Raw genomic sequence first — 23,150 nt, forward strand, 5'->3', positions numbered from 1 at the left:
TTGGCTCATCTGCGACGCTAACTCCACCCCTTGACCCCGCGCGCCCGCGATCATACCTCGCACCCATGGCCATCCTACCCATCATAGAGACCCCCGATCCGCGGCTGCGCGTCATTTCGAAGCCTGTCGAGACGTTCGACGCCGAATTGAAGACGCTGGTCGCCGACATGTTCGAGACGATGTACGACGCCCCCGGTATCGGGCTCGCCGCGATCCAGGTCGCGGTGCCGAAGCGTATCCTCGTTATCGACCTGCAGGAACTCGATCCCGAGGATGAAGAGGGCAAGCGGATCATCCGCACCCCGCGCGTCTTCATCAATCCCGTCTTTTCGGACGAGAGCGAGGAGCATAGCGTCTATTCGGAAGGCTGCCTGTCGGTGCCCGAGCAATATGCCGATGTGACGCGTCCGGCCGAGGTCACCGTCGACTGGCAGGACGAGGACGGAAAGCCGCACCGCGAACGCATGACCGGCCTGATGGCGACGTGCATCCAGCACGAGCACGATCATCTGGAGGGCATCCTCTTCATCGATCATCTGTCGCGGCTGAAGCGCGATATGATGCTGAAGAAATTGGCGAAGATGCGGAAAGCGGCCTGAGGTTACGCGCACCCCGGCGAAAGCCGGGGCCCAAGGCCTTTACATTCGACGTTTGATCAAATCGTCATGGACCACGGATTTCGCCGGGGCTCACGAGAGGCGGATTACCCCGCCTTCGCCACCCCGACCATCGCCGGGCGCAGCAGGCGGTCCTTCATCATATAACCCGCCTGCATTTCCTGCACGATCGTGCCGGGTGCCTTGTCGCTCGGGATTTCGAGCATCGCCTGATGCTGGTTGGGGTCGAGCGGCAGGCCGACCGCGGCGATGCGCGTGATGCCGTTGCGTTCGAAGACGCTCAGCAATTCGCGCTCGGTCGCTTCGAGGCCGGTGATCAGCGGCTTGATCGCCTCGTCGGCGCGCTGCTCTTCGCTGAGCGCGGCGAGCGCGCGGCCGAGGTTGTCGGCGACCGAGAGGATGTCACGCGCGAACTTGGTCGACGCATAGGCGTGCGCGTCGGCGATTTCCTTGTCCTTGCGGCGCGTGACATTCTGCGTCTCGGCGCGAGCATAGAGCAGGTCCTGCTGCAGCGCGGCGACCTGTTCGGCGAGCTTCGCCACCTCGTCGTTTTCGCCCGCGACGGCCTCGGTCGCATCGGCTTCGGCCGCGACATTTTCGGGGGTCAGCGCGTCGTCCTGGACGGGCGTGTCGTTTTCGTTGTTCGTCATAAACCTATCGTATCAGTCTGGAGAGCGATTGGGCGGTGAAATCCACCATGGGAACGATGCGCGCATAGTTCAAGCGTGTCGGGCCGATTACCCCCACCACGCCGACCACGCGCCCGTCGCTGCCGCGATAGGGCGCGGCGATAACCGACGATCCCGACAGCGAGAAGAGCTTATTCTCCGACCCGATGAAAATACGCGTCGCGCTGCCCTCGCGCGCGCTGTCGAGCAGCCCGGCGATATCCTGCTTGGTTTCGAGTTCGTCGAGCAACTGCCGCACCCGGTCGAGGTCGCCGAGCGCGCTTTCGTCGAGCAAATTGGCCTGCCCGCGCACGATCAGCACTGGCCGGTCGGCGCCGTCGGAGGACCAGATGGCGAGGCCGCGCGACACAAGGTCCTGCGCCGCGCGGTCGATCGCGATGCGTTCGGCCTCGATCTCGTGCCGCACGCGCGCCATCGCTTCGGCGAGCGTCAGCCCCGACAGGGTCGCGCTGATGTAATTTCCGGCCTCGGTCAGCGCCGACTGGCTCAGCCCCGGCGGGACATCGATGACGCGATTCTCGACCGCGCCGTCGCCCGCGACGAGGACGACGAGCGACTGGGTCGCCGACAGCGGCACGAACGCCACCTGTTTCAGCACCCGCTCATGCTTGGGGACGAGGACAAGACCGGCGCACGCCGACAGCCCCGACAATGCCGACGTCGCCTGCGCCAGCGCGCTTTCGATCGGGCCCGCATCGGACAGGCTCGCCTCGATCTGCGCGCGGTCCTCGGCGCTCGGTTCGGCGACCTGCATCATGCCATCGACGAACAGCCGCAGCCCTTGTTCGGTCGGCAGGCGCCCGGCGCTGGTGTGCGGGCTGGCGAGCAGGCCATATTCCTCGAGATCCTGCATGACGTTGCGGATCGACGCGGGCGACAGGTTCAAGGTCGCGAGCTTCGACAGCGTGCGCGATCCGACCGGCTGGCCGGTCTCGAGATAAGCGTCGACGACCAGCCGGAACACGTCGCGCGCGCGCGTGGTGAGTTCGGTGATCGGCGGGGTGGTCATGGCATGGATTTAGGGACGGGGAGGGCCGGGGGCAAGCTATGCTCTGGCCAACCGCCCTCCGCGCCGCTAAGCGCGCCCCCACACAGGACAGGAGAAACCCCATGCGCCCTTCCGGCCGCGCCCCCGACCAGATGCGTTCCATCGGCATCGAAACCGCCTTCACCATCCATGCCGAGGGCAGCGTGCTCGTCAGCTTCGGCAACACCAAGGTGCTGGTCACCGCGAGCGTCGACGAAAAGGTGCCGCCCTTCCTGCGCGGCAAGGGTTCGGGCTGGGTCACCGCCGAATATGGGATGCTGCCTCGCGCGACGCACACGCGCGGCAGCCGCGAGGCGGCGAAGGGCAAGCAGTCGGGGCGGACGCAGGAAATCCAGCGGCTTATCGGCCGCAGCTTGCGCGCCGTCGTCGACATGAAGAAGCTCGGCGAGCGTCAGATCGTTATCGATTGCGACGTTTTGCAGGCCGATGGCGGCACGCGCACGGCGTCGATTTCGGGGGCGTGGGTCGCGCTGCGCCTTGCGGTCGACAAGCTGCTCACCGACAAGGTGATCGCCGACGATCCGATCGAGGACAAGGTCGGTGCGATTTCGTGCGGCATCTACAAGGGTACGCCGGTGCTCGACCTCGATTATGACGAGGATTCGGTTGCCGAAGCCGACGGCAATTTCGTCCTGACCGGCAGCGGCCGCATCGTCGAGGTGCAGGCGAGCGCCGAAGGCGCGACCTATGACGAGGAAGGCCTGCTACGCCTGCTCCGCCTCGCGCGCATCGGCTGCGGCGAGATTTTTGCGGCGCAGGACCGGGCGGTCGGGCGCTGACCTTCCTTTCGTCACCCCGGACTTGATCCGGGGTCCATCGACGGTGAGGTTATGGATGCCGGATCAAGTCCGGCATGACGAAGATTTGGAGACGCTTGTGACCCACCGCAAACTCGAACCCGGCAAGCTCGTCATCGCCAGCCATAACGCCGGCAAGGTGCGCGAGATCCGGGCGCTGCTCGAACCCTTCGGGATCGATCCGGTGTCGGCGGGCGATCTCGGGCTCCCCGAGCCCGAGGAGACGGGCAAGACCTTCCGCGAGAATGCCCTGCTGAAGGCGCATGCCAGTGCGTCGGCGGCCGGCCTGCCGGCGCTCGCCGACGATAGCGGGCTGGAAGTCGCGGCGCTGGGCGGGCGCCCCGGCGTCTACACCGCCGACTGGGCCGAGCGCCAATGGTTCGAAGGCAGTCCGGGCCGCGCCTGGTATATGGCGATGGGCAAGGTCGAGGGGCTGCTCGCCGAGCAGGGGCCCGATGTCGACCGCAGCGCGGCTTTCATCTGCACCCTCGCGCTCGCCTGGCCCGACGGCCATGCCGAGGTTTTCGAGGGCCGGGCCGCAGGCCATCTCGCCTGGCCGCCGCGCGGCAAGCTGGGCTTCGGTTACGATCCGGTGTTCGTTCCGGTCGGCAAGTCCTTGACCTATGCCGAAATCGATCCGGCCGAAAAGCACGCGATCAGCCACCGGGCCGACGCCTTTGCCAAGCTCGTCGAAGGCGTTTTCTGAATCGCGCATAATTTACCCGGGTAATATTGACGGACGTTTTATCCGGGTATAATATCCCGGGATGACTCAGGATCATCTCAGCGTCACCGCCTTCCTTGGCGACATGCGTCTGGCAACGGGACCGCGCGACGCCGTCACCCGGACGATCGAGGAACGCTATCCGGGCGACATCGGGGCGATCCTCGTCTTCGACGACATAAGCGGCAAGCTGACCGATCTCGATTATTGGGACGCCGCCGCATCGACGCCCGCGCCGTCGGCGGGACGCCCGCGGCTTGGCGTCAAGGCGCGCGAAGTGACGTTGCTGCCGCGCCACTGGGACTGGCTGGCGGCGCAGCCGGGTGGCGCGTCCGCGGCGCTGCGCCGGCTGGTCGAGGCGGCGAGCAAGGGCGCCCCCGATGCGAAGCAGCGGCGCGATGCGGCCTATAATTTCATGAGCCACCTCTGCGGCGACCGCATCGGCTACGAGGAAGCGTTGCGCGCGCTCTATCGCGACGACGAAGAGGCTTTCGCCGGGCAGATCGCCGGCTGGCCCGACGATATCCGCGGCCATATCGCACGCCTGCTCGGCAAAGGCTGACATCGGCGGCGAAGCGCCTATATCGGCCGGCATGGCCGAACCGCTCGCCCTTTATGTCCACTGGCCGTTTTGCGTGTCGAAATGCCCCTATTGCGACTTCAACAGCCATGTCCGCGAGACGGTCGATCAGGCGGTCTGGCGCGACGCGCTGCTTGCCGACCTGCGGCACGAGGCGGCGCTGTTGCCGGGGCGTTCGGTCGGGTCGATCTTCTTCGGCGGCGGCACGCCCAGCCTGATGCCGCCCGCCACGGTCGCGGCGGTGATCGCGGCGGCGGATCGCGCGTGGGGGCTCGCGGACGATGTCGAGATCACGCTGGAGGCCAATCCCAATTCGGTCGAGGTCGCCAACTTCGCCGATCTTGCCGCGGCGGGGGTCAATCGCGTTTCGATCGGCGTCCAGAGCTTCGATTCGGAAGTGCTTGAATTTCTTGGCCGCGCGCACAGCGGCAATGAAGCCCGGCGCGCGATTGCCGCGGCGCAGGCGCAGTTTGCGCGAGTCAGCTTTGACCTGATTTACGCGCGGCCGGGTCAATCGCTTGCCGCATGGGAAGCCGAACTGCAGGATGCACTCGCCTTCGGTACCGGCCATCTGTCGCTCTATCAGCTCACCATCGAACCGGGCACGCGTTTTGCGACCCTCGCCGCGAAAGGCGCGCTCGTCATCCCCGACGGGGATGCTGCCGCCGACCTGTTCGACGCGACGCAGGCGATGACGCGCGCCGCCGGCCTGCCGCGCTACGAAGTGTCGAACCATGCGCGTCCGGGCGAGGAGAGCCGCCACAATCTCGCCTATTGGCGCTACGCCGATTATGCGGGCATCGGGCCGGGCGCGCACGGGCGCCGGCTGGGGCAGGCAACCGAGCGGCACAAGAAGCCCGAGAATTTCATCGCGGCGATCGAGCGGAACGGCGACGGCCTGAAAGTCGAGAGCGACCTGCCTGCGCACGAGCGCGCCACAGAGGCGTTGCTGATGGGGCTGCGCCTCACCGAGGGTGTCGATCTCGCCCGGATCGAAGCACGAAGCGGTTTGCCGCGCACCGCATTCGTCGATGCGGAGGCGACGGCGCGGCTCATGAAACAAGGGTTGATGCGGCAGGCGGGCGACCGCCTGTCGGTGACCGACGACGGGATATTGCTCCTCGACTCGATCCTTTCCGAGGTGGTCAAAACCCATTAGCTTGTTCCCGGCGTCGCTCGATGCGAACGGGAATGAGGATATGGTTTGCCGCAGCATTTGATCCGCGACTGGGATGCCCATCTGGCGCATGAAAAACGCCGGTCGGAGCATACGCGCCGCGCCTATATCGCGACGGCCGAGCGGTTCTGCGCCTTTCTTGCCGTGCATCGCGGCGGCGCGGTCGATGCGCACACGCTGGCATCGCTGACCGCGAACGATTTGCGCGCCTATCTCGCGGAACGCCGGGCCGCGGGGCTCGGCAACAGTTCGGCGGCGCGCGAATTGTCGGCGCTGCGCGGCTTCCTGCGCTTTACCGGCGGTTCGCAGGCAGCGGTGCCGCAATTGCGCGGCCCGCGGGTCAAGAAAGGCCTGCCGCGCCCGGTCGCGCCCGCCGAAGCGCTCCAACTCGCGCAGGACGTCGAGGATAACGCTCGGCAAGGCTGGACCGGCGCGCGCGATTTTGCGCTGCTGCTGCTGCTTTACGGCGCGGGGCTGCGGATCGGCGAAGCGCTGGGATTGACCGGCGCGGTGCTGCCATTGGGCGACACGCTGCGCGTCACCGGCAAGCGGAACAAGACGCGCATCGTGCCGATCCTGCCCGCCGTGGCGGGCGCGGTGGCGCGTTATGTCGCGGCCTGCCCGTGGCCGATCGGCAAGGATGAGGCGCTGTTTCTCGGCGCGCGCGGCGGGCCGCTCCAGCCCGGCGTGGTGCGAGCCAGCGTCCGCGCCGCGCGCCGCGCGCTCGGGCTGCCCGAACGCACCACGCCGCATGCACTGCGCCACAGCTTCGCGACGCATCTGCTGGCGGGGGGAGCGGACCTCAGGAGCCTACAGGAATTGCTCGGCCATGCGAGCCTTGCCTCGACGCAGGTCTATACTGCGGTCGACGCGGCGCATCTGCTCGACATCTACCGCAGCGCACATCCGCGCGCCTAGCTGTCGTCATCCCGGAACGCCGGGATCGCGACGGTGCTGGAGAACTCCACCAGTCTTTCTAAAGCTGAGACCGGAAATTTCTGCCGCTTGTTTAAGCGCTACATTCAAATGATACAGAACGCATCCTGATCTTCAGGAGCCACGATGCGCCTGTTCCTCACGTCAGTCTCGGTCGCCGCTCGATGCTCGCTGGGGCAGCCACTCGCGTCACGCATACAGGAGAGTAAGGCATGAACCGGAGAGAGGCTCTCTTTTCTTCCTTGGGCATTGCGACGACAATGTCGGTTTCCACCGCGTTCGCCGGTCAGCCGTCCGGTCGCTCCGCCACTTTGACAGATGCAAGGCGGCTCCAGGATTCTACGCTCTTGGTCGATCAGCTGGACGGGTCCGCGATGACCGACGAGTATCTGGACATGCTGGAATCGGCGGGGGTCGATATCTGGCAAGGTCATGGCATGTCCAGCTTCAGCAACGCGACGACGATGCTGAACTTCTTCGACAAACATTCAAAGCGCCTGGTTCTGGTAAAGAGCGTGCGCGATATCCGGCAAGCGCATAATGACGGCAAGATCGGTTACCTCGTCGGTTGGCAATCAGCCACCTACCTGACCAATGAAACCGATTCGTGGGGCCTTCCCCCGATCGAGAATTTACGAACCTTTTGGGAGCTGGGTCTTCGGATCTGCGGCCTGATTTACAACAATACCACAGTGTTCGGCGGCGGCTCGCTCGATCCTACGCTCGGACTCAGCCGTAGCGGCCGGCGGCTGGTGGAACAGATTCACAAGCAGCGGATCGTGCTCGACGTCGGCGGACACACCGGAGATCAGACATCCTATGACGCGATCGCCATGTCGAAAGGCGTGCCGATCATCTGTTCGCATACCAATTTGCGCGCGATCACCGACAACCCGCGCAACATGCCCGACAAGATGATCGAACAGATCGCCGCCAGCGGGGGCGTCGTCGGCCTGACCGCCGTCAACGATTTTCACGCACGAAGCCGAAAGGACGAGAAAACGCGACTCACGCCCCAGGTCGGCCTGGAAAAGCATCTCGATCAATATGATTATCTGAAGCGCCTGGTCGGTGTCGATCACATCGGCCTGGGAGGCGATTTCATGTATGGCCGGACGGATTTGACCCAAACCAACCCGCTGCTCTGGCCACCCGACGCCTATAGCGCCGTGCCGCCGGCGGAAATGTTCATGGTCAAGGGCTATGAGAAAATCACCGAGTTGCCGAACGTGACCCAAGGGCTGATGCAACGCGGCTGGACAGACGACGAGATCCGCAAGGTGCTGGGTGGCAACTGGATGCGGGTTTATGAGCAGGTGTGGGGCGCCTGACAGTCTGATCGGCGACCAGATGTCCGCTTCTCGCGATTTGCGATCAAAAGCCGAAGAACTGAAATCAGCCAAAAATTGCCGTCATTATCGTCCCTGAGTTCGCCGGAACGACGGAAGAGGTTAGTCGGTTTTCGGTTTCCACGTGATGATCCGCCAGATATAGATCAGCACCAGCGATCCGATCGCGATCAGCGCCACCGGGCCGATAAACGCGTCGAGATTGGCGAACTGCTTGCCGAACCAGTTGCCCGCCCCGGCGAGCGCGCTGATCCAGATCGTCGATCCGGCGGCGGTCCACAGCAGGAACTTGGCCTGATTCATCTTCACCATGCCGGCGGGCAGTGACACCATCGTGCGCGCGACGGGCATGAAGCGCGCGAAAAAGACGATCGCGGGGCCATATTTCAGGAAAAAGGCGTGCAGTCGCTCGACCTCGTCCCAGTCGAGCGTCAGCCAGCGGCCATGGCGGTCGATGAACGGCTTCAATCGCTCGTAACCGATCCAGCGCCCGATCCCGTACCAGACCCAGTTGCCGGCGGTCGTGCCCGCGACCGCGACCGCGACGAGGGCCCAGAAATCGAAGCACCCCTGCGCAACGGCGATGCCGCCGAGCCCCATGATCACTTCCGACGGGATCGGCGGAAAGACGTTTTCGATGAACATGAGGATGAAAATCCCCACATATCCCCAGCCCTGGATCAGATCGAGAATGAAACCGGTCATGGCTTGCTTAACGCGCCGGACGCGTCAGCCGATCCGTCGCAGGATCGCGTCCCAGATCATTCCCGCCGTATCGCTGTTGTTGAAGCGGTCGATCGCGACGATTCCCGTGGGCGAGGTGACGTTGATTTCGGTCAGCCATTCGCCGCCGATCACGTCGATGCCGACGAACACCAGTCCGCGTTCCTTGAGGCGCGGTCCCAGCACGTCGCAGATTTCCTGCTCGCGCGGGGTCAGTTCGGCGGCCTCGGCATAGCCGCCGACCGCGAGGTTCGACCGGAACTCGCCTTCGCCGGGCTTGCGGTTGATCGCGCCCGCGACCTCGCCATCGACGAGGACGATGCGCTTGTCGCCCTTGGCGACGCTCGGCAGGAATTGCTGGACCATGAAGGGTTCGGGCCACACCTGTCCGAACAATTCGACGAGCGCACCGAGATTGCTGCCGTCGGCGTCGATGCGGAACACCGCCTTGCCGCCGTTGCCGTGCAGCGGCTTGACGACGACAGCGCCGTGGCGCGCCTGAAAGTCCTTCACCGCGTCGAGATCGCGCGTGACCATCGTCGGCGGCATATATTCGGGGAAGTCGAGCACGAAGACTTTTTCGGGCGCGTTGCGCACCGATACCGGGTCGTTGACGACCAGCGTCTCGCCCGCGATGCGTTCGAGCAGCCAGGTGCCGGTGAGATAGCCGAGGTCGAAGGGCGGATCCTGCCGCATCAGCACGACGTCGATATCGCGGCCAAGGTCGAGCGTGACCGGGTCGCCGAAGCGGTAGTGATCGCCAGCTTCGCGCTTTGCCTCGACGATGCGGTGCGCCCTGGTGGTCAGCCTTCCGGCCTCCCAGGTCAGGCCGCGGACGTCATAGTGATAGAGTTCGTACCCGCGCTCGAGCGCTTTCAGGATCAGGTGGAAACTGCTGTCGCCATCGATGTTGATGCCGGCCATCGGGTCCATTTGCACGGCTGCGCGCAGGGTCATCTTTTTCTCCTTGGGCGCCGTCAGGGCTGCCAGACGTGGACCAGATGGCGAGGCAATCGCTTCGGTGCAAGCAGCATCACGTCGATCCGTATGTCATCATCGGGTCGGGCGAGGCGATGGCGGAGGATTTCGGCGGCCGCCGCGACGCGGCGCAGGCGATATTGGTCGATCGCGAAATCGAGGTCTTCGGCGCGGTCGCGCCACTTCACCTCGATGAAGGCAAGGATGCGGCCGCGCCGTGCGACAAGGTCGACCTCGCCCACCGGAACGCGCAGCCGTTCGCCGACGATGCGCCAGCCATGCAGCCGCAGCCACCATGCGGCGCGGCGTTCGGCCTTGCGGCCGCGCGCTTCGGCGGCGGCGCGGTTCAAGCCTGCTCCCGAAGCGCCAGCGCGCGGGCATAAACGTCATGCCGGTCGAGCCCGAAGCGTTTCGCGACCGCCTTTGCCGCTTGCGCGACGGGCCTGTCGGCCATTGCTTCGACGAGCGCGGCGTCGAGCGTCGCTTCGTCGGCTTCCTCGGCCGGCTGTTCGCCCGGCGGGCCGACGACGACGACGATCTCGCCCTTCGGCGGCGCTTCGGCATAGCGCGCGGCGAGCTCGGTCAGCGTCCCGGTGACGCATTGCTCATAGAGCTTGCTGATCTCGCGCGCGACGGCCGCCTCGCGGTTACCGAGTACTTCGGCCATTGCAGCAAGCGACGCGGCGAGGCGCGGTCCGCTTTCGTAGAAGACCAGCGTAGCGCGAAGCGCGGCAAATTCGGCGAGCGTGTCGGCGCGCGCCTTCGCCTTGTTCGGCAGGAAGCCCGCGAACAGGAAACGGTCGCTCGGCAGGCCCGACAGGGTGATTGCGGCGATCGCGGCGCAGGGGCCGGGCAGGGTGGTGACATGCCGCCCCGCCGCGCGCGCGTCGCGAACGAGCTTGTAGCCCGGGTCCGAAATCAGCGGGGTGCCGGCGTCCGACACCAAAATGACAACTTCATGCCCCATCCGCGCAACCAGCGCGGCGCGGGTGCGTTCGTCGCTATGATCATGATAGGGGGTCATCGGCACACGCAAACCCAGATGGGCGAGAAGCTTCGCGGTCACGCGCGTATCCTCGGCCGCGATTACGTCGGCGGCGGCGAGGGTGGCCGCCGCCCGCGCGCCGATGTCGCCGAGGTTGCCGATGGGCGTCGCAACGATATAGAGTCCGGGCAAGGGAGAATCTGAGATGGTCGAATCCGGCATGACGCCGAAAATGGCAGAAACTGCCACCAAGCGCCAAGATAATGCATCGCCGCGGCGGCAAATGCTCCGCACGATGGCGACGCTGGCAATGGCAGGGGTGCTGGCGGCTTGTCAGGTCGTGCCCAAGTCCAATGGTCCGGCGACCCCGCCGCCGCCCGACCGCCCGGCGGACGATATCGGTCCCGGCCTGCCGACCGACACCGATCGCCACCGCGTCGCGCTGCTGGTCCCCGAAACCGGCCCCAATGCCGATGTCGGCACCGCGATCGCCAATGCAACGACGATGGCGTTGCTCGATTCGCGCACCGAAAAGGTCCGCATCACCACCTATGATACCGCGCTCGGCGCTGCGGCGGCGGCGCGGCAGGCGGTCGCCGACGGCAACAAGCTGATCCTCGGCCCGCTGCTTAGCGAGGACGTCGCCGCGGTCGCGCCGATCGCGCGCGCCGCGAAGGTTCCGGTATTGAGCTTCTCGAACGACAGCAGCGTTGCGGGCAATGGTGTCTTCATCATGGGCTTCGTCCCCGGCCAGTCGGTCGAACGCGTCGTCGCCTATGCGCGCGGCAAGGGGCATGTGCGCTTCGGGGCGCTGGTGCCCAAGAATGTCTACGGTGACCGTTCGGCCGCCGCCTTCCGCACCGCGGTGACCGAAGCCGGCGGCACGCTCGTCGCGGTCGAAAGCTATGACCGCAGCGCGACCGCGCTCTCGGGCGCGGCGCGGCGGCTGGCCAGCGGCGGCGCGATGGATGCGGTGCTGATCGCCGACAGCGGCGGTACCGCGATCCGCGCCGTGCCGCTGATCAAGAGCAGCGGCAACAAGCAGATCCTCGGCACCGAGCTCTGGAACACCGAGGCGTCGCTCGGCAGCAATGCCGCGATGCGCGGGGCGTGGTTCGCCAGCGTGTCGGACGGGCTCTATGGCCAGCTCGCGGGCAAATATCGCACCCGTTTCGGCAAGGCGCCGTACCGGCTCGCCAGCCTCGGCTATGACTCGGTGCTGCTGACCGTCCGCATAGCGCGCGACTGGAAACCGGGGACCAGCTTCCCGGCAAGCCGGTTGCTTGCCGCGGACGGGTTCGGCGGCATTGACGGCATTTTCCGCTTCAACAACCGCGGCATAGCGCTTCGCGCGCTCGAGGTCAGCGAAGTGGGGGCCGGCGGTTTCCGCGTCGTCGACCCTGCGCCGACCAAATGGTGAAGCGCGGTTCGATGCTGCGGGGCGTGGCATAGCCGCCACAGTGCGGTAAAAAAGCGGCGGGCGCCCCTGCGGCGCAGCCTTTACGACGGCCGCGCGTTCACTATATGGACAGTGCGCGCGCCTCGTGCCGATTCCGCGCGCCCCGACAACGACCAGGAGATACAGCTATACCACCGCCCATGACTCGCCGCCCGATGGACCGAATGCCGCCCAAGAATGGCCCGCGATACAATGAATTCATCGCTTCCCCCAAGGTCCGCGTGATCGACGAGGAAGGCGAAAATCTGGGCGTCATGCTGACCGCCGAAGCGATCGAACAGGCGGCCTCCGTCGGTCTGGACCTTGTCGAAGTGTCCCCGAATGCCGATCCGCCGGTGTGCAAGTTCCTCGACGTGGGCAAGTTCAAATACGAAGCCCAGAAGAAGGCGAACCTCGCGCGCAAGAGCCAGAAGACGCAGGAAATCAAAGAGATCAAGATGCGTCCGAATATCGACGATCATGATTTCGACGTGAAGATGCGCAAGGTGTTCGACTTCCTCGAGGAAGGCGACAAGGTCAAGATGACGATGCGCTTCCGCGGCCGCGAGATGAGCCACACCCAGCTCGGCCTCAACGTGCTCCAGCGCGTCGCCGAGATGACGGCGGAAGTCGCGAAGGTCGAGGCGCATCCGCGCACCGAAGGCCGCCAGATGCTGATGGTGCTGGCGCCGAAATAAGCTTCGCCGGCTCAGCCGATCCGGAGATTCAGGGCGGTCGTTCCGATGGAGCGGCCGCCCGCTTCATATCGGCGCTCGGCCATGCGAACGCTGCCGTCGGCGGCGATCAGCACGAGAGTCGAAGCGCGGGTGCCATAGACGTCGCCGCGCAGGAACAGCGCGGGATCGTCTTCCGCAGTCAGCGTATCGAGCAGGCCTTCGGGATCGCCGTCCTCACGGGTGACCTCTTCTAGTGCCAGCCGCAGCCGCTCGGCGCGCGGGCAGGGCTCGTCGACCGGTTCGTTGGCGAGCGCGTGCACGCCGGCTTCCAGCGGCATGATCAGCGGCACCGGCCGGTTGGTCAGCAACCGCGTCGCGCCGCCCGCGATGGTGAACAGGTTGAAGGCGTTGAAGCGCGGCAGGTCTTCGGCCGCCGGGTCGGCAAAACGTCCGTTGCCGCGCAACAGGTCGGTCACCAGCGCGCCGCGCGATTCCTTTGCGGGATCGGGCATCGCGCCGCGGACATTGGTCACCACGACGACGCGCCCGCTCGGCCGATGTACCCCCAGCCAGGTGCCGCCCGCCTGCAGGTCGCGCCCGGCGACGATCCCGCTGCCGTCGTCCCACTCGTGGAGCGGCGCGGCGGGGCGCGCGTGAAATTCGTCGCGGTTCCCGATCAGGATCAGCGGCCAGTCGCGATGGACTTGCCGGGCGAGAGCAACGACGCACATAGCGCGCCTATCGCGCGGCGCGGCGCGCTTGCCAAGGGCCTTGACAATTTGCTTGGTTGAATGTTCAATCAACTCATCGGAACGAAGGAGGTGGCGATGGCCGACGAATTCGAAAAGATGGGCGAGAATCTCCGTGCCAAGACGGGCAAGGGGCTCGACGAATGGGTGGCAACCGCGCGCGCTGCCGGGATCGCCGGGCATATGGCGCTGGTGAATCACCTGAAATCGCAGCACGGGCTGGGGCATGGCTATGCGAATATGATCGTCCATGCGGCGAACGCATCGGCGGCGGTGTCGCAGGACGGCGACGATCTGGTCGAAGCCGCTTTCGCGGGGCCGCGCGCGCATTGGCGGCCGCTGTACGACCGGCTTGTCGCACTGGTCCAAGGCTTCGGCGGCGATGCCGAACTCGCGCCCAAGAAGGGCTATGTCAGCCTGCGCCGCAAGAAGCAGTTCGCATTGCTCCAGCCGTCGACGAAGGATCGCTTCGATATCGGCCTCGCGCTCAAGGGGGAAGAACCTGCGGGTAAGCTTGAGCTTGCCGGGAGCTGGAATGCGATGGTGTCGCACCGCGTCAGGATTGCGGCGGACGAGGAGGCGGGCGACGATGTCGCGGACTGGCTGCGCGCCGCCTATGACCGGGCCGGTTGAAGGGCAGGCCGATGAACGCCGTCGATACCCGTCACCGCATCCTGATGACCGCGATGGAGCTGTTCTGGGAGAAGGGCTATGGCTCGACCTCGATCGCCGACATATTGTCGCGCAGCCAGGTCCATTCGGGCAGCCTCTATCATTTCTTCCCCGGCAAGCAGGACGTGCTCGTCGGGGTGCTCGAAATGTATCGCGACGGGATCGATGAAATGCTGCTCGCGCCGAACTGGGAGGGGGTCGACGATCCGATCGACCGGATTTTCGCGCTGCTCGCCGGTTACCGCACCCATTTGATTGTCACCGACTGTACCTATGGCTGCCCGATCGGCAGCCTCGCGCTCGAGATTCACGAGCCCGACCCGGTGGTGCGGGAGCTGATGGCGGTAAATTTTACGGGCTGGTCCAAGGCGATCGCAGGATGTTTCCAAGCTGCCGCCGATCGCCTGCCGCGCGACGCCGACTGTGCGGCGCTCGGTGAGTTCGTGCTGACGGTGATGGAAGGCGCGGTGATGCAGGCGCGCACCTATCGCGACATCGGCTATTTCGACCGCAATATCGCTGTATTGCGCGACTACATCACCACATTGCTGGCAGCGGCAAAGCGTGATAGCTTCGCCTGATCTTTCTGGAGGGGGAGATGAATATGACTACAGTCGGAAAAACGCCGGTGCACCTGTGGATCGTCGGGGGCGTGTCGCTGCTCTGGAATGCTTTCGGGGCGTTCGATTACACGATGACCAAGATGGCCAACGTCGATTATCTGGCGGGCTTCACGCCCGAACAGCAGGCGTGGTTCGCCAGCTTCCCGGTCTGGGCGAATATCGGCTGGGCGCTCGGCGTCTGGGGCTCGGTGCTCGGTTCGATCCTGCTGCTGGCGCGGAGCCGCCATGCCGTCGCGGCGTTCGCGGTGTCGCTGGTCGGTCTCGCGATAAGCTGCGTCTACCAGTTCGGCATGCACTATGCTGACTTGACGCGCATGTTCGGCAGCTTCCCGGCGGTGTTCACGCTGGTGATCTGGGCGATCCTGATAGCGCTTTTCGTCTATGCGCGGCGACAGGCGGCGGCGGGTGTGTTGCGCTGATATTGTGATGTCGGCTTTGAGGTCGAGAGCTGCCGTTCGCTCTTTGGTGTACCCCGGCGAAAGCCGGGGCCCAGGGCGTTAGAAGGCCAAGGTTGCGCAATGGCGCTCTGGGCCCCGGCTTTCGCCGGGGTACACAGCATTGATGGCAACTATCGGCCGAAACCGGACGATGGTGGAGCTAGTCAGCGCCCGCGAATGAAGGCGCGGATATCGGCCGACAATTTATGGCGGTCCTCGTCGCGGATATACATCATGTGGCCCGCGCCATAATATTGATACTCGACGCGATCCTGCGGGATGCCGGTGCGTGACAGCGCATATTCGGCGGCGAAGAAGGGCGTCGCGAAATCATAATAGCCCTGGCCGACGAAGACACGCAGCCCGCTGTTTTCGCGCAGCGCCTGCCCGATATAGGGCGCGACGTTGAGATAGGCATTGCTGTCGCGGCCGCCGATGCGCCAGTCCCACTGGCCGCCGATACGGCCGATCGACTGATATTCGCGGTCGGTCTTGAACCCCAAAGTATCGCGGCTCCAGCTATTGATCGCGGCGGTATAGCTCGCGTCGATGCCATAGAAGCTGGGATCGTTGTCGGGCCCCTCGCCGGCATTGTCATAATCCTTGCCGGTGTAGCGGCTGTCGAGGCGGCCGACGGTCAGCCCGCGGTCGCGCAGCAATTCCTTGTAGAAGCGGTTCGGGGTGACGCGCAGGTCGGCGCTTTCGAGATAGGTTTCGGAAAGCCCGGTAAAGCGCGCGAGGTCGCGGCGGATCGCGGCGCGTTCCTCGCCCTGCAATTTCTGGCCCTTGAGCAGTGCCGAGGCATAGGGGCCGATCGCCCATTGCCGCGCTTCCTCGACGAAGGCCTCGACCGACGCGCCGCCGCCGGCCTTGCCGTGGAATTGCGCGGTCGCGGCCATCGAGGGCAGGTTGGTGATATAGCTGAGTTCGTTGCCCGGCGTGTCGGCGCCCGCTGCGAAGTCGAGCACGGTCGAAATCAGGATGATGCCATTGAGCGCGACGTCATTGTACGTCTCGTTCATCAACTGGTTCGCGACCGCCGCCGAGCGCGTCGTGCCATAGCTTTCGCCGCCGAGGAACTTCGGGCTGTTCCAGCGGCCATTGTCGTTCAGCCAGCGGCGGATCACTTCGGCGACTGCCTTTGCGTCCTGCGTGACGCCGTAATAATCCTCGGGGTTCGCCTTGCCGATCAGGTGCGAAAAGCCCGTACCCGGCGGGTCGATGAAGACGACATCGGTGACGTCGAGCAGGGCGTCGGGATTGTCGACGATCGGATAGGGCGGGGCGCCGTCGTCGCGCGCGTCGCTGGGGATCGCGACGCGCTTCGGCCCGAACGCCCCCATCATCAGCCAGACGGTTCCCGACCCCGGACCGCCGTTGAACAGGAAGGTCACCGGGCGGCTCGGGTCGCGCGGCTCCTTGACATAGGCGGTGGTAACGATCGCCGCCTCGGCGACGCCATCCTTGTTCTTGAGGATCGTCTCGCCGATCGTCGCGGCATAGTTGACGCGCTGGCCGCCGAAGGTGCCGCTGAGCTTCGTCGTATGCACCTGCGGCTCGTAATCGGCCGCGGGTTTCTCCGCTTTCGCCTTGTCGTCCGGCTTGTCCTGCGCGTGCACGACGGCAGGGGCGGCGGCGGCAAGCGCCAGGGCGATCAGCGACAGACCCGATTTCATGGATATTTCTCCCCGTTGAGGGCGCGGACCCTAAGCAGGCTAAGGGAAAGCGGCAAGGCCGCTCGTCGGCGTAGGGTAAGCGTTTGTCGAAGCATAAATGATCGTCACCCCGGACTTGATCCGGGGTCCCGCTCAGCACCGTCGTCGAGCGGGACCCCGGATCAAGTCCGGGGTGACGAAGATAGGTAATGGAGGCTCAACGCCCCCACTTGGTCTTACTCTGCTTCCCGAAGCGGCCTTTGCGCGTTCCCGGCTTGCCTTCGTTCGAGCGGCCGACGCGCGGGGCGACCTGTTCGTCGGCGGGCAGGCCGAGCTCGTCGGCCTCTAGCCGGCGGATCTCGTCGCGCAGGCGCCCGGCCTCCTCGAACTCGAGGTCGGCGGCGGCGTCGCGCATCTTCTTTTCGAGGTCCTGGATATAGGCGCGAAGGTTGTGGCCGACCATATGCGCCGGCTTGTCGTCGCCGAGGTCGATCGTCACCTGATCCTTCGACGCGACATGCGCGATGATGTCGCCGATGTTGCGCTTGATCGTCGTCGGGGTGATGCCGTGTTCGGCGTTATACGCCTCCTGCTTTTCGCGCCGGCGGTCGGTCTCGCGCATCGCGCGTTCCATGCTGCCGGTGATGCGGTCGGCGTAGAGGATGACGCGCCCGTCGACGTTACGCGCGGCGCGGCCGATCGTCTGGACGAGGCTGGTCTCGCTGCGCAGGAAACCCTCCTTGTCGGCGTCGAGGATCGCGACGAGCCCGCATTCGGGAATATCGAGCCCTTCGCGCAGCAGGTTGATCCCGACGAGCACGTCGAACACGCCGAGCCTGAGGTCGCGGATAATCTCGATGCGTTCGAGCGTCTCGACGTCCGAATGCATATAGCGGACCTTGAGCCCCGCTTCGTGGAGGAATTCGGTCAGATCTTCGGCCATGCGCTTGGTCAGCGTCGTGACGAGGGTGCGATAGCCCGCTGCCGCGGTCGCCTTTGCCTCCATGATCAGGTCGTCGACCTGTTCCTCGACCGGCTTGATGAACACCGGCGGATCGATCAGCCCGGTCGGACGGATCACCTGTTCGGCGAAGACGCCCTGCGTGCGGTCCATCTCCCATGTCCCCGGCGTCGCCGAGACGCTGACCGTCTGCGGGCGCATGACGTCCCATTCGGCGAAGCGCAGCGGCCGGTTGTCGATGCACGACGGCAGGCGGAAGCCATATTCGGCGAGGGTGATCTTGCGGCGATGATCGCCCTTCGACATCGCGCCGATCTGAGGGATCGTCTGGTGGCTTTCATCGACGAAGAGCAGGGCATTGTCGGGCAGATATTCGAACAGCGTCGGCGGCGGCTCGCCGGGGAGGCGGCCGGTCAGGAAGCGGCTGTAATTCTCGATCCCCGCGCAGCTTCCCGTCGCGGCGATCATCTCGAGGTCGAAATTGGTGCGCTGTTCGAGCCGCTGTGCCTCGAGCAACCGGCCTTCGGCCTCAAGCTCCTTGAGGCGTTCGGCGAGTTCGTGGCGGATCGCCTCGGTCGCCTGCTTCAGCGTCGGACCCGGGGTGACATAATGGCTGTTCGCATAGATGCGGACATAGTTGAGGCTGGCGATCTTCTTGCCGGTCAGCGGGTCGAACTCGGTGATCTCCTCGATCTCGTCGCCGAAGAAGCTGACACGCCACGCCATATCCTCATAGTGCGAGGGGAAGATTTCGAGGCTGTCGCCGCGCACGCGGAAATTGCCGCGCGCGAAGGCCTGATCGTTGCGCTTGTACTGGAGCGCGACGAGCTTGCGGATGATCTCGCGATTGTCGGCGACCTGGCCCTTTTTGAGGTCGAAGATCATCGCGGAGTAAGTTTCTACCGAGCCGATACCGTAGAGGCAGGAGACCGAGGCGACGATGATCACGTCGTCGCGTTCGAGCAAGGCGCGCGTCGCCGAATGGCGCATGCGGTCGATCGCCTCGTTTACGCTGCTTTCCTTCTCGATATAGGTGTCCGACCGCGGCACATAGGCCTCGGGCTGGTAATAGTCGTAATAGCTGACGAAATATTCGACCGCATTGTTCGGGAAGAAGCTCTTGAACTCGCCATAGAGCTGCGCCGCGAGGATCTTGTTCGGCGCGAGGATCAGCGCCGGGCGCTGCAGTTCCTCGATGACCTTCGCCATGGTGAAGGTCTTGCCCGATCCGGTGACGCCGAGCAGCACCTGATCGCGCTCACCGTCGAGCGCGGTCGACACCAGTTCGCGGATTGCGGTCGGCTGGTCGCCCGCCGGCTCATAGTCGCTGACCAGCTCGAATCTTTTGCCGCCTTCGACCTTGTCGGGGCGGGCAGGGCGGTGCGGGACATAGTCCGCGGCCGTATCGATTTCATCGAGCGATGTACGAATCTGAATTGCCATCGCTGCCAATATGGTATCGATGGTGCGGGTCCACAATCGCAATCCATCACAAGAAAGCGCGGCAAGCGAGTCACAGGAGACAGGGTATGAAACAGATTATGACGATCGCGGCCCTCGGTGTCGCATTGGCGGTGTCGGGCTGCGGCAAGAGCGAAAATGCCGGGGGCACGGTGAAACGCGAAGCGGGCAACTGGAAGACCGATATCAAGCTGGTGAAGTTCGAAGTTCCCGGCATGCCCGAGGAAATGAAGGCGGGCATGAAGCAGATGATGGAAGGTGCCAGCGGCATGGACCAGTGCTTCACGCAGGAACAGGTCGACAAGGAAGATATCGCGGCCGAACTCGCCAAGGGGCCGGGTAACGGCGGCGAATGCACCTGGTCGAAGAAGGAAGTCGGCGGCGGCAAGATCGACGTCGCGGGCACCTGCAAGGCCAATGGCCAGACCGTCGACATGGCGATGAACGGCACGATCGAAGCGAAGAAGAACGACGTGACGATCACCACCAAGGGCAAGGTCCCGACCGGCGGCGACATGGAAATGGTGCTGCAGATGACGAGCGTCCACACCGGCCCGTGCAAGCCGGCCGGCGCCTCGGCGACCTGATCCGGTCTTTGCGATTACAAGCGAGGGCGTCGGCGAAGGCCGGCGCCCTTTGTCTTTTTGGCGCCGGGATTCACGCAACCATTTGGCGTCGAACGGGTTTTTGCCTTGCCTAACAGGAGGAGGAACCCATGAAAAAGTTCGTTACGGTTGCAGTGCTCGGTGCGTCGCTGGCGGTCGCCGGCTGCGGAAAGTCGGACAGTTCGGCCGATGCCGGCGCGGAAAAGGCCGGCGGCACCAGCACCGCATCGTCGTCCGCTCCGGTCAAGCGCGAAGCCGGCAACTGGAAGACCGACATCAAGCTGGTCAAATTCGACATGCCGGGCGTGCCCGACAATATGAAGGACCAGATGGCGAAGCAGTTCGCATCGGCCAGCGGTACCGAACAGTGCGTGACGCAGGAACAGGTCGATCAGGAAAATCCCGCCGACGCCCTGTCGAAGGGCTTCGGCGAAGGCTGCACCTGGTCGAAGAAGGAGATCGGCGGCAGCACGGTCGACGTCGCCGGCACCTGCACCTCGAACGGCCAGAAGGTCGAACTCGCGATGAACGGCACGATGGCGGCCAAAAAGACCGACGTGCTCGTCACATCGAAGGGGCCCGCTCCGGCCGGCGGCCAGATGGAAATGCAGATGCAGGTCACCAGCACCAACGTCGGCCCCTGCAAAGCCTGACCCGTCCACCATACGGTCAATACCCAAACAGGAGAGCGCGCGGCCGACGGCCGCGCGCTCTTTTTTATTGAGATATAGGCGGAGCGGCGGGGCTGGCGGCGGCCGAAAGCCGCCTTCTCTTTCATCGTCACCCCGGACTTGATCCGGGGTCCCGCTTGACCTCATGAACTGCCGATGCCTCAAAAAAAGCGGGATCCCGGATCAAGTCCGGGATGTCGAAGGTGGATTGAGCAACGTCCCCTCCCCACCCATAACTGACATCAGCGCAGTCGCGCGCCACTGCCTTGCTCGACATGCAAAGGCCCTGCCAGCGACCCGACCGAAAAACGAGATCGATAGCAAGCAAAGTAAGCTTTGTGCTTTTCGTATCGACATAGCGTGATACAAGCTGCCTGTAAGAAAGGTCGCAGGGTCAGTTGTCGGAGACGGACAGAGGCGGACTCGCCGGGTGAAAGCAGGTGGGGCTGCGTCCCACCCGGCGAAGTCTCAGTGCATGAAGCCGGTAGATATTCCGAACGGTGCCAGGGACCAGCTCGCACCTTTCGACCCACCGGCTTCAATCCGTCTAACTGAGAACATGTCTCAGACCAGACCGCGGCTCTGTGGGGGGATGCCGCGACGATTGGAAATTCGCAGAAACCGGTAACAGATTGCAGTTACATGGGGTCACGTAGCGGGGTGTAGCAAGATGATAAGGAGGCATTAACCTTGTTTGGCGGTTTTCCGGGGAGTTTGACGCGATTGTTATTTTTCGCCGGGAATAAAAGGCCGTCTGTTACCGTTACAAGCGAGTAACAATGGCTGGCCGCGACTTGGGAATGCCGTATCACCCGCCCCGTCAGCGGGGGTTTGAGGACTAGCATGGATCACGCGAAAGCGACGGATACACAGACGGCGGCCGAAACCGACCGGATCATCGAGCAGGAATGCGAGCGGCTGCTCGAATCGCCGATGTTCGTTCGCTCGCCGGTGCTGTCGCGCCTGCTTCAATTCCTCGTCGAGCATCGTCTTCGCGGCGGCCGCAGCGCGCCCAAGGCCTATGCGATCGCGACCGAGGCGCTGGGCCGCAGCGCCGATTTCGACCCAGCGGTCGACAGCTATCCGCGCGTGATGGTCGGGCGCCTTCGCAGCCTGCTCGACCGTTATTATGCCGACACGCCGTGGGTTCATCGCCTCCGCGTTCCGCAGGGCAGCTACGAAGTGGTCATCCAGCATCGCAATGCGCCGCCGGGCCGTTCGCCGGTGGAGCCGGACGATGCCGCATCGGCGCCTGCTGCCGATATGCCGGAAGCCGACCGGCTGCGCTCGCCGCCGCCGCCCGGCTCCCACGTTGCACCCCGCCGGCCCCGCTGGGGTCTGGCCTTTGTTTTTGTGGCGCTCGCGCTGTTGGCGAGTTGGTGGTTCACGGCGGGCCAGGGCAAGCTGCTCGCGGCCACGCCCGCGCCGATGCCGCTGCTCGACGTGAGTGCGCCGATCGCCGGGGATAGCGGCCCCTCGAGGGCGCTGGCCCGCGCGCTCGACGGCAAGCTGCGCGACGGGCTGCGGCGCTTCGATCTGGTCGACCTGCGCAGCGCCGGCGTCCCGGGCACCGCCGCAGCCGGCCGCATCGACTACCGCCTCGACACTTCGCTCGTGCGCACGCTCGAGGGCAATGTCGACGTGACGCTCGTGCTCAACCGCGTTGCCGATCAGCGGACGATCTGGTCGGAACAACTCCGGCTGACCGCCGACGAGGTGCCCGAGTTTACCGCGATCGAGCCCGCCATCGCGCAGGTCGCGGGCGATTTCGGGATTATCGTGCGCGACCAGGTCCAACGGCAGCCCGACAATTTCAACCCCGGCTTTCCCTGCCTCGCGCAGTTCAACCGCATGCGCCAGATGCGCAACCGGGCCAGCGTGCGGCAGATCGACGCCTGCCTGCGCGCCGGGCTCAAGGTCAGTCCGAACGATCCGGTGACGCTGACCGCGCTGTCGCTGCTCCGTTTCGGAGACTGGCAGCCGCGGCGGACGACGAAGGAAGGGCAGGAGGCTTTCGCCGAGGCGCGGCTGCTCGCCGAGCAATCCTATCAAAATGGTCCGAACAGCTCGGCCGGGCTGTTCGCAATGGCCCGCGCCAGCTTTTATGCGGGCAATTGCCCGGCGGGCAACGCGATGGGCGACGCCGCGATCAAGCTCAACCCCTATGACCCCGACTTGTCGGGTTTCCTCGGCCTGTTCAAGACGACCTGCGGGCAGATGGACGAGGGCGAAGCGCTGCTGCGGCGTTCGCTCGCGCTCGATTCGTCCTATCCCGGCGTGCCCGCGGTGACGCTGGCCTTCCTGCTCTCGCAACGCGGCAATCAGGACGAAGCCTTGTCGATTCTCGACCAGATGCCGTCGCCGAGCAATATGGAGCCGCAATATCTGATGGTGCGCTCGGTCGTGCTCGCGCGCTCGGGCAACCTCCCCGAGGCGCGCCGGCAGTGGCAGCGCCTGCTTGCCTACACCGGGCAGCCGGCGGGCGCCCCGCCCGAGCGGGTGCTGCAACAATTCGTCATCACCCCGGTGGTGATCGCGCGAGCCTCGACGGCGCTGCGTGAGGCGGGCGTCGTTCCCGCGACGAAGACCCTGCCATGA

Annotated in this window: 24 protein-coding genes; 15 read left to right on the forward strand and 9 right to left on the reverse strand. The window is 65.0% G+C overall.

The window, feature by feature from the left end:
- Window positions 1-65: 65 nt before the first annotated feature.
- Complete coding sequence (gene def / locus V6U71_RS04705; RefSeq protein WP_411341160.1) at window positions 66-599, forward strand: peptide deformylase; 534 nt, start codon at window positions 66-68, stop codon at window positions 597-599.
- Between the two features lie 104 nt (window positions 600-703).
- Here the strand turns inward: def and grpE are convergent, their stop codons facing one another.
- Window positions 704-1,267, reverse strand: coding sequence for a nucleotide exchange factor GrpE (grpE, locus tag V6U71_RS04710; RefSeq protein ID WP_054588582.1), 564 nt, complete (start codon window positions 1,265-1,267; stop codon window positions 704-706).
- 4 nt (window positions 1,268-1,271) lie between these two features.
- Window positions 1,272-2,315 carry a heat-inducible transcriptional repressor HrcA gene (gene hrcA / locus V6U71_RS04715; protein ID WP_411341161.1) on the reverse strand — a complete coding sequence of 348 codons (1,044 nt, stop codon included), beginning with the start codon at window positions 2,313-2,315 and terminating at the stop codon, window positions 1,272-1,274.
- Between the two features lie 101 nt (window positions 2,316-2,416).
- On the opposite strand from hrcA, the gene rph reads away from it, so the two are divergent.
- The 6 genes from rph to V6U71_RS04745 all read left to right on the forward strand — a co-directional run bounded on the left by rph (window position 2,417) and on the right by V6U71_RS04745 (window position 7,899).
- Window positions 2,417-3,133, forward strand: a complete 717-nt coding sequence (gene rph, locus V6U71_RS04720) for a ribonuclease PH (protein ID WP_411341162.1) — start codon at window positions 2,417-2,419, stop codon at window positions 3,131-3,133.
- A 55-nt stretch (window positions 3,134-3,188) separates the two neighbouring features.
- Window positions 3,189-3,857, forward strand: a complete 669-nt coding sequence (gene rdgB / locus V6U71_RS04725; RefSeq protein WP_411341163.1) for an RdgB/HAM1 family non-canonical purine NTP pyrophosphatase — start codon at window positions 3,189-3,191, stop codon at window positions 3,855-3,857.
- Between the two features lie 61 nt (window positions 3,858-3,918).
- Entirely contained in the window at window positions 3,919-4,437 is a 519-nt protein-coding gene (locus tag V6U71_RS04730; protein ID WP_411341164.1) for a DUF2239 family protein, read from the forward strand.
- A 31-nt stretch (window positions 4,438-4,468) separates the two neighbouring features.
- Window positions 4,469-5,614: a radical SAM family heme chaperone HemW gene (hemW, locus tag V6U71_RS04735; protein ID WP_411341165.1), complete on the forward strand. Its 1,146-nt coding sequence runs from the start codon at window positions 4,469-4,471 to the stop codon at window positions 5,612-5,614.
- Window positions 5,615-5,659: 45 nt separating this feature from the next.
- Window positions 5,660-6,550 (forward strand): tyrosine recombinase XerC, encoded by an 891-nt coding sequence (locus V6U71_RS04740; RefSeq protein WP_411341166.1) that lies wholly within the window; start codon window positions 5,660-5,662, stop codon window positions 6,548-6,550.
- A gap of 230 nt (window positions 6,551-6,780) precedes the next feature.
- Window positions 6,781-7,899 (forward strand): dipeptidase, encoded by a 1,119-nt coding sequence (locus V6U71_RS04745; protein WP_411341167.1) that lies wholly within the window; start codon window positions 6,781-6,783, stop codon window positions 7,897-7,899.
- 120 nt (window positions 7,900-8,019) lie between these two features.
- On the opposite strand, the gene V6U71_RS04750 is transcribed toward V6U71_RS04745, so the two are convergent.
- Genes V6U71_RS04750 through rsmI form a run of 4 tightly spaced genes read right to left on the reverse strand, consistent with a single transcriptional unit; the run spans window position 8,020 to window position 10,825 of the window.
- The gene (locus V6U71_RS04750) at window positions 8,020-8,622 is read right to left on the reverse strand and encodes a DedA family protein (protein WP_411341168.1); all 603 of its coding nucleotides are present in this window, start codon (window positions 8,620-8,622) and stop codon (window positions 8,020-8,022) included.
- A gap of 24 nt (window positions 8,623-8,646) precedes the next feature.
- A complete protein-coding gene (gene gshB, locus V6U71_RS04755; protein WP_411341169.1) occupies window positions 8,647-9,597 on the reverse strand; it encodes a glutathione synthase in 951 nt (316 codons plus the stop codon).
- A gap of 20 nt (window positions 9,598-9,617) precedes the next feature.
- Window positions 9,618-9,968 carry a YraN family protein gene (locus V6U71_RS04760; RefSeq protein WP_411341170.1) on the reverse strand — a complete coding sequence of 117 codons (351 nt, stop codon included), beginning with the start codon at window positions 9,966-9,968 and terminating at the stop codon, window positions 9,618-9,620.
- Window positions 9,965-10,825, reverse strand: a complete 861-nt coding sequence (rsmI, locus tag V6U71_RS04765) for a 16S rRNA (cytidine(1402)-2'-O)-methyltransferase (RefSeq protein WP_411341171.1) — start codon at window positions 10,823-10,825, stop codon at window positions 9,965-9,967. The genes V6U71_RS04760 and rsmI overlap by 4 nt, the downstream gene beginning before the upstream one ends.
- Window positions 10,826-10,886: 61 nt before the next feature.
- Between rsmI and V6U71_RS04770 the strand changes: the two genes are divergently transcribed.
- Window positions 10,887-12,023 (forward strand): penicillin-binding protein activator, encoded by a 1,137-nt coding sequence (locus tag V6U71_RS04770; RefSeq protein WP_411341172.1) that lies wholly within the window; start codon window positions 10,887-10,889, stop codon window positions 12,021-12,023.
- A 179-nt stretch (window positions 12,024-12,202) separates the two neighbouring features.
- Window positions 12,203-12,739, forward strand: a complete 537-nt coding sequence (gene infC, locus V6U71_RS04775) for a translation initiation factor IF-3 (protein ID WP_054588572.1) — start codon at window positions 12,203-12,205, stop codon at window positions 12,737-12,739.
- An 11-nt stretch (window positions 12,740-12,750) separates the two neighbouring features.
- Here infC and V6U71_RS04780 read toward each other — a convergent pair whose 3' ends face one another.
- Window positions 12,751-13,449, reverse strand: coding sequence for an NRDE family protein (locus V6U71_RS04780; RefSeq protein ID WP_411341173.1), 699 nt, complete (start codon window positions 13,447-13,449; stop codon window positions 12,751-12,753).
- Window positions 13,450-13,545: 96 nt separating this feature from the next.
- Between V6U71_RS04780 and V6U71_RS04785 the strand changes: the two genes are divergently transcribed.
- Genes V6U71_RS04785 through V6U71_RS04795 form a run of 3 tightly spaced genes read left to right on the forward strand, consistent with a single transcriptional unit; the run spans window position 13,546 to window position 15,181 of the window.
- Window positions 13,546-14,100, forward strand: coding sequence for a DUF4287 domain-containing protein (locus V6U71_RS04785; protein WP_411341174.1), 555 nt, complete (start codon window positions 13,546-13,548; stop codon window positions 14,098-14,100).
- Between the two features lie 11 nt (window positions 14,101-14,111).
- A complete protein-coding gene (locus V6U71_RS04790) occupies window positions 14,112-14,720 on the forward strand; it encodes a TetR/AcrR family transcriptional regulator (protein WP_411341175.1) in 609 nt (202 codons plus the stop codon).
- Window positions 14,721-14,743: 23 nt separating this feature from the next.
- Window positions 14,744-15,181 (forward strand): hypothetical protein, encoded by a 438-nt coding sequence (locus V6U71_RS04795; RefSeq protein ID WP_411341176.1) that lies wholly within the window; start codon window positions 14,744-14,746, stop codon window positions 15,179-15,181.
- 182 nt (window positions 15,182-15,363) lie between these two features.
- Here V6U71_RS04795 and V6U71_RS04800 read toward each other — a convergent pair whose 3' ends face one another.
- Together V6U71_RS04800 and uvrB are read right to left on the reverse strand one after the other, a co-directional pair.
- Window positions 15,364-16,875: a S10 family peptidase gene (locus tag V6U71_RS04800; RefSeq protein WP_411341177.1), complete on the reverse strand. Its 1,512-nt coding sequence runs from the start codon at window positions 16,873-16,875 to the stop codon at window positions 15,364-15,366.
- Window positions 16,876-17,071: 196 nt separating this feature from the next.
- A complete protein-coding gene (gene uvrB, locus V6U71_RS04805) occupies window positions 17,072-19,258 on the reverse strand; it encodes an excinuclease ABC subunit UvrB (protein WP_411341178.1) in 2,187 nt (728 codons plus the stop codon).
- 86 nt (window positions 19,259-19,344) lie between these two features.
- On the opposite strand from uvrB, the gene V6U71_RS04810 reads away from it, so the two are divergent.
- From V6U71_RS04810 to V6U71_RS04820, 3 genes are all read left to right on the forward strand, one after another.
- Window positions 19,345-19,863 (forward strand): DUF3617 domain-containing protein, encoded by a 519-nt coding sequence (locus V6U71_RS04810; RefSeq protein ID WP_411341179.1) that lies wholly within the window; start codon window positions 19,345-19,347, stop codon window positions 19,861-19,863.
- A gap of 128 nt (window positions 19,864-19,991) precedes the next feature.
- Window positions 19,992-20,534, forward strand: coding sequence for a DUF3617 domain-containing protein (locus V6U71_RS04815; RefSeq protein ID WP_411341180.1), 543 nt, complete (start codon window positions 19,992-19,994; stop codon window positions 20,532-20,534).
- Between the two features lie 861 nt (window positions 20,535-21,395).
- On the forward strand, window positions 21,396-23,150 hold the full coding sequence (locus tag V6U71_RS04820; RefSeq protein WP_411341181.1) for a tetratricopeptide repeat protein: 1,755 nt from the start codon (window positions 21,396-21,398) through the stop codon (window positions 23,148-23,150).

The sequence above is a fragment of the Sphingopyxis sp. J-6 genome (assembly GCF_046603995.1).
In the GTDB taxonomy this organism is placed as follows: Bacteria; Pseudomonadota; Alphaproteobacteria; order Sphingomonadales; family Sphingomonadaceae; genus Sphingopyxis.

Excerpts from the sequence above, each read along its gene's own strand:
- V6U71_RS04770 (WP_411341172.1), top strand. The coding sequence starts at position 10,887 with ATGCTCCGCACGATGGCGACGCTGGCAATGGCAGGGGTGCTGGCGGCT.
- V6U71_RS04810 (WP_411341179.1), top strand. The coding sequence starts at position 19,345 with ATGAAACAGATTATGACGATCGCGGCCCTCGGTGTCGCATTGGCGGTG.
- hrcA (WP_411341161.1), bottom strand. The coding sequence starts at position 2,315 with ATGACCACCCCGCCGATCACCGAACTCACCACGCGCGCGCGCGACGTG.
- V6U71_RS04795 (WP_411341176.1), top strand. The coding sequence starts at position 14,744 with ATGACTACAGTCGGAAAAACGCCGGTGCACCTGTGGATCGTCGGGGGC.
- V6U71_RS04820 (WP_411341181.1), top strand. The coding sequence starts at position 21,396 with ATGGATCACGCGAAAGCGACGGATACACAGACGGCGGCCGAAACCGAC.
- V6U71_RS04730 (WP_411341164.1), top strand. The coding sequence starts at position 3,919 with ATGACTCAGGATCATCTCAGCGTCACCGCCTTCCTTGGCGACATGCGT.
- gshB (WP_411341169.1), bottom strand. The coding sequence starts at position 9,597 with ATGACCCTGCGCGCAGCCGTGCAAATGGACCCGATGGCCGGCATCAAC.
- rph (WP_411341162.1), top strand. The coding sequence starts at position 2,417 with ATGCGCCCTTCCGGCCGCGCCCCCGACCAGATGCGTTCCATCGGCATC.
- rdgB (WP_411341163.1), top strand. The coding sequence starts at position 3,189 with ATGCCGGATCAAGTCCGGCATGACGAAGATTTGGAGACGCTTGTGACC.
- V6U71_RS04780 (WP_411341173.1), bottom strand. The coding sequence starts at position 13,449 with ATGTGCGTCGTTGCTCTCGCCCGGCAAGTCCATCGCGACTGGCCGCTG.
- grpE (WP_054588582.1), bottom strand. The coding sequence starts at position 1,267 with ATGACGAACAACGAAAACGACACGCCCGTCCAGGACGACGCGCTGACC.
- V6U71_RS04790 (WP_411341175.1), top strand. The coding sequence starts at position 14,112 with ATGAACGCCGTCGATACCCGTCACCGCATCCTGATGACCGCGATGGAG.
- infC (WP_054588572.1), top strand. The coding sequence starts at position 12,203 with ATGACTCGCCGCCCGATGGACCGAATGCCGCCCAAGAATGGCCCGCGA.
- V6U71_RS04750 (WP_411341168.1), bottom strand. The coding sequence starts at position 8,622 with ATGACCGGTTTCATTCTCGATCTGATCCAGGGCTGGGGATATGTGGGG.
- V6U71_RS04785 (WP_411341174.1), top strand. The coding sequence starts at position 13,546 with ATGGCCGACGAATTCGAAAAGATGGGCGAGAATCTCCGTGCCAAGACG.
- def (WP_411341160.1), top strand. The coding sequence starts at position 66 with ATGGCCATCCTACCCATCATAGAGACCCCCGATCCGCGGCTGCGCGTC.
- V6U71_RS04815 (WP_411341180.1), top strand. The coding sequence starts at position 19,992 with ATGAAAAAGTTCGTTACGGTTGCAGTGCTCGGTGCGTCGCTGGCGGTC.
- V6U71_RS04745 (WP_411341167.1), top strand. The coding sequence starts at position 6,781 with ATGAACCGGAGAGAGGCTCTCTTTTCTTCCTTGGGCATTGCGACGACA.
- hemW (WP_411341165.1), top strand. The coding sequence starts at position 4,469 with ATGGCCGAACCGCTCGCCCTTTATGTCCACTGGCCGTTTTGCGTGTCG.
- rsmI (WP_411341171.1), bottom strand. The coding sequence starts at position 10,825 with ATGCCGGATTCGACCATCTCAGATTCTCCCTTGCCCGGACTCTATATC.
- uvrB (WP_411341178.1), bottom strand. The coding sequence starts at position 19,258 with ATGGCAATTCAGATTCGTACATCGCTCGATGAAATCGATACGGCCGCG.
- V6U71_RS04800 (WP_411341177.1), bottom strand. The coding sequence starts at position 16,875 with ATGAAATCGGGTCTGTCGCTGATCGCCCTGGCGCTTGCCGCCGCCGCC.